Here is a 4789-nt window from a genome sequence, read left to right on the forward strand (position 1 = left end):
AGCGGTGGGCGTGGTGTGCCTGAGCCTTGCGATGCTCGGCCTTGCCGCCGGCCACGAAGGTACCCAGCGCGGGCCGGCCGGACTCGGCTGGGCGCTGCTGGCGGTGGTCGCCGTGTTGTTCATCGCCGGCGCGGCGGCAGGCCGCTTGGGCGACCGCTCCCGCGCGCTTGTCCTGGGACTGGGGGCCGGCGGCGGCTTCGGGGTCGTCGAGGTCGCGGTCCGCCTGATCGATCCGATCGATCCGACCAAGGCCGCTTTCTACACCAACCCCGCGTTATACGCGCTGATCGCAGGGGGAGCGGCTGGGTTTCTGCTGCTTACCTCCGCCTTGAGCCGCGGATCGGTGACCACTGCCGTCGCCGGGATGGTGGTAGGTGAAACTGTTGGCCCAGCGCTTGTCGGGGTGGCGTGGCTCGGCGACCAGACTCGCGAGGGCCTGAGCTGGATGGTGGTGGCCGGATTCGTCATAGCGGTTGCCGCAACGCTGGCGCTGAGCCGATTCGGCGAGGCGCCCAGCCCTGCAGAGTCTTAATAACTTGTGACCGAGGCCATTCCGCTACCTGTACACAGTCGCGTTGCCGGAAGCGGGATTCGGAGCTACGCTAGCTAAGCACCTCGTTAGGCGAGGCTTCTGAAGCGAACACAGGCCACTGATCTGACGACGTCGAGAGACGCCCAAGATCAGGACAGATCTCCCCGGCTTAAGGGGTGGTCCCAAGTGGCTTTCCCAGCTCTGCGGGGATACGTCGTTCAGTGCCAAAGCTCAACGTGTGAGGGCATCGTCGCCGCTCCACCGGTCCGCGGGTCCCTCTTTGTGCGCGTCTTGACCGACAACGAGTAGGGAAGGCAGGTGCTCCCATGACCAGCATGATCGACGTCGCCCGTGTCAACTTGGCCGGCTCATCCGATGGGCTGCGCCTGACTCCTTATGAGGCGATGGCGCAAGACCTTTTGTTCATCCGCGCAGAATTGGAGACGGCGGGAATTCCATTCCTGCTCATCCGCGGCGCCGACGGGCGTCCAGCGCTCGTCGTTGATATCGGCCTGCGTGCACGAGTCGCCGAAGCGCTGATGTCCGCATGCCTCGAAGCGCCGCTGCGTGCCAAGATCCTCGACGGGACTGGGCGCACCTCGGTATACCTGGGCGACGGTCTGCTGTCCTCCGACCCGGACCCGCGGCTGCTGCGGGTGTTTCGGCGGCGCGAATGCCCGCGCTCCGGCCTGCGTTACGGCGCCTCCGCCGGGGTGGAGCTGCAGTTCTGGGTATTCGACGGCGAGCAGGCGATCTGCCCGATCGAGAACTCGCTTACTCGGAAGGCCTTGCCGTGCAGCGAGATTGTGTACGCAGAAGTCGAACTGCACGGCCGCACCTGGCCGACGATCGCCGGGATGTTCACCCCACACGCTGGCGATGTGACGTTCGACATCGACATGGTGTTCTCCTGGGTGGACGGCAACGACCCCGAGTTCCGGGCACGGCGCGCGGCAGCGATGGCGAATCACGTTGTCGGCGAAGGCGACGACGCCGACGCGCGGATCCGGCAGATCGACGAACTGAAGTACGCGCTTCGTTCGGTGCATGCGTTTGCGCCCTGGGTGCGGCGGATCTTCATCGTGACGGACTCGCCGGTTCCCGAGTGGCTTGCACCCCACCCCAAAGTCACCATCGTGCGTGCCTCGGATCACTTCACCGACCTGTCGGCGCTGCCGGTGTACAACAGCCACGCAGTGGAGACCCAGCTGCACCACATCCCTGGCCTCACAGAGCATTTCCTGTACTCCAACGACGATATGTTCTTCGGCCGGGCGCTGTCCCCGACCACGTTCTTCTCACCGGGCGGAGTGACGAAGTTCATCGAGGCGGGCACGCGGATCGGGCTGGGGCCCAACCACGCCGAGCGCAGCGGATTCGAGAACGCTGCACGCGTCAACCGGCAGCTGTTGTGGGAGAGGTTCGGGAAGATCATCACCCGTCACCTCGAGCACACCGCTGCGCCGCTGCGCAAGAGCGTGCTGTGCGAACTGGAGCGCGAGTTTGCGACCGACTTCGCGCGCACTCAGGCCAGCCGCTTCCGCGCGAGCACGGACATCTCGGTGACCAACTCGCTGTACCACTACTATGCGTTGATGACCGGGCGTGCGGTGCAGCATGAGTCGGCGAAGGTGCTCTACGTCGCTACCACGCTGCGCTCCGGACTGGAGAAATTGCCGAAGTTGCTGAAGAAGCGCAATTTTGACTTCTTTTGCCTCAACGACGGCAGCTTCCCCGAGATGAGTGCCCGGGAGCGGGCCGATGTCGTCGGTGAGTTCCTGGAGAGGTACTTCCCCGTGCCCGCGCCGTGGGAGCGAACAGCCGGAGACGAGTGATCGCCAGCTACCTGTGCGCTGAGCTCCTAGATGTCGCTCGCCACCAGGCCGCGATATAGAGCAGCATCGAGACCACCAAAGCGACCAGCACCCACAACACGATCGTGAGATCGATCCAGCTTCCGAACGCCGGCGAGCCCGGAAGTGCGTTTCTCAGCGGTACAACCGCAAACAGCATCGCCGCGTACCAGGTTGTCATCGGCGACTGAAACCTGCGTGGGTCGCGAATCGTCTGAATCGCAACGAATAAGCCGACTGCCGCGATCGCGACGAAAATGCACAGGATGGTGATTGCGAAGAGCATGGTGCTCGGTGAGCGCTGCAATTGGACTTCGTAAGGTGCTATCGGATTGGCATTTGCGCGAGCCACGTCGACTTTCCAGCCGGCCAGCCGATCGACGAATGTCACGTTGGCGCGTTCCGGCGTTTGAGCCGCGCCGGTAAAGAGGGTAACCGTGATCGGTCCGGTGTAGTACGTATCGAACGGCCAGCGTTCGACGTCGCGCGCCAAGGTCAGCGGAACAGGGAAAACACCGGGCAACATGCCTTTGGAATATGTGCGCCTGACCGGCGTCGTCACGGATGTTACTGCCACAGTGAGGTCTTGCTTGAGACTGTCGGTCGTCGGATCCACCAACGCAGGTCCGGGCCTAATGATGAGGTCGGCGACGAGCTCGTTGTAGGTGTTCGAGATGCTTACCACGTCCAGCGTCACAGTTGTGCCGCCGCTGGTGGGCGCCCCGTGAACTGGAATACGTTGGGACGCTGCGCCATCGACGTACAGTACGACCGACGTGATCATTGCGCAGGCAACAAGCACCAGCGCGATGACGGCGAGTCTCATACGCGGCTTCCACCGGCGACCGCCCGCCTTTGGCGGCGGGCGCTCGCCCCTGTTGTCGAATTTCCAAACAACTATGTCCTCGGGATCGATCCCAGGACGAGGTGCGACGAGAGGGGGCGAGGTATTTTTCACCGTTCCACCAGTGGTAGCGCCTTGTGGCCGCGCCACACACCGGCGCAAGAGGCGCGCCTTGTGGCCGTTACGCCATGCTCGTCGCCACTGGTGAACTCAGTGGGCAAGGGAACCTCCTGTCGAAAGAAAAAGGTGCTCACGTGGACAACAAGGTGTCGTTATGCCGGGACTTTTGATGAGTCAACGTCACTCATCACTTGCTGGACGTCCGCGGGTGAGGTGCGAAGGCGCGCGCGGTTGTTGATCGCGGTGTACAGCGGAGCCGTCGCTGCGGTGGTCACGATGGCAAGCGCACACAGCATCGCAAACGCGTAGGGACCGATCAGGTGGGCTTGGAGACCGATCGACGCAATGGCGAGTTCGGTGACGCCGCGGCAGTTCAGTAAGACGCCAAGTTCGGCTGAGGTGGAAAGTGGCCAGCGTTGCATTCTGCCGGCCACCAGACCGACCGCGAACTTTGAACCGGAAGCGGCGACGGTCAGGGTCAGCAGGCACGCCAGACCGTTCCATCGGAACAGATCCGCCAGAACCTGCAGCGGCACAGACAGCGCGCTCGAAACGAAGAACGCGGGAATGAGCATGTCAGCAACCGTGGCTATGGCCCGCTGCGATGCCTCATTGGCCAGCCCTGCGGGGAAGAACAGGCCGGCAAGCACGGCACCGAGAGCGGGTGGAGGCCGAACACCTGCGTTGCTGCCGCACCGACAAGCACGTAAGCGAACACCGCCACCACAAACGGAGCAGCACTCAACCGGTGGACCTGGGACCACCGCCGGAGGAGCCGCGGCAGCACGAACATCACTGTGAACAGCAACGCGACGCCCACACAAAGGGCAGGCACCGAGACCGTGCTCAAGTCTGTGGTCAGCAGGATCAACACGGTCACCAGTGCCCATGCCGCCGCATCGGTCGCGACGGCAATTCGCAGCGCGACCCCCGGGATGGGCGCCGGGACCCCAAGATCTTTGATAATCAGCACGAGAACCGGAACGGCGGTGACGCTCAGCGCCACACCGATGAACAACCACACATGCAGCGGATTGTGGTCTGGGCCAATCAGTTGGTGCGCGAAGGGGAAAGCTGCCGCTGCGCAGACGACGACCGGAATCAGCACGCAGGGCACCAGTTGCCAGAGTGGCGACCGCTCGCTTTGTTGTTTGCTGTAGCTACGCAGCTCAATTCCGACCAGGAACAACAGTAACAAGAGGCCAGCTTGGCCCACGTCGTCGATGAGGGATTTCGAGGTCGCCGAAAGTAACACCGACTTCATGGAATGAGGCAGCACGGCCAGAATTGTGCCGAGCAGAAGGCCGAAAGCGATTACACCGACGACCGCGGGCTGCTTAATCCGACGGAACAGGTTTCCGACGAGCACTGAGCCGACCAAGACAGCGGCCAGCATGATCAGTGCTTGCAGCACGTTACCGAGCGGCATCGATTCTCCCC

The 4789-nt window shown here is 63.2% G+C and carries 2 protein-coding genes, 2 pseudogenes and 1 riboswitch; of the genes and pseudogenes, 2 read left to right on the plus strand and 2 right to left on the minus strand.

Features of this window, described 5'->3' with window-relative positions; translation table 11 throughout:
• A pseudogene (locus tag WAN71_RS21850) lies at positions 1-532 on the plus strand (hypothetical protein); the annotation flags it as partial.
• 75 nt (positions 533-607) lie between these two features.
• A riboswitch (M-box (ykoK) riboswitch) is annotated at positions 608-782 on the plus strand.
• 76 nt (positions 783-858) lie between these two features.
• Positions 859-2367, plus strand: coding sequence for a stealth family protein (locus tag WAN71_RS21855; RefSeq protein WP_422227332.1), 1509 nt, complete (start codon positions 859-861; stop codon positions 2365-2367).
• A gap of 7 nt (positions 2368-2374) precedes the next feature.
• Here the strand turns inward: WAN71_RS21855 and WAN71_RS21860 are convergent, their stop codons facing one another.
• Complete coding sequence (locus WAN71_RS21860; protein WP_422227333.1) at positions 2375-3211, minus strand: DUF4436 domain-containing protein; 837 nt, start codon at positions 3209-3211, stop codon at positions 2375-2377.
• A gap of 290 nt (positions 3212-3501) precedes the next feature.
• Positions 3502-4778 (minus strand): annotated as a pseudogene (locus WAN71_RS21865) (cation:proton antiporter).
• Between the last annotated feature and the right edge of the window lie 11 nt (positions 4779-4789).

It is taken from the genome of Mycobacterium sp. (genome assembly GCF_049280035.1).
GTDB lineage: Bacteria > Actinomycetota > Actinomycetes > Mycobacteriales > Mycobacteriaceae > Mycobacterium.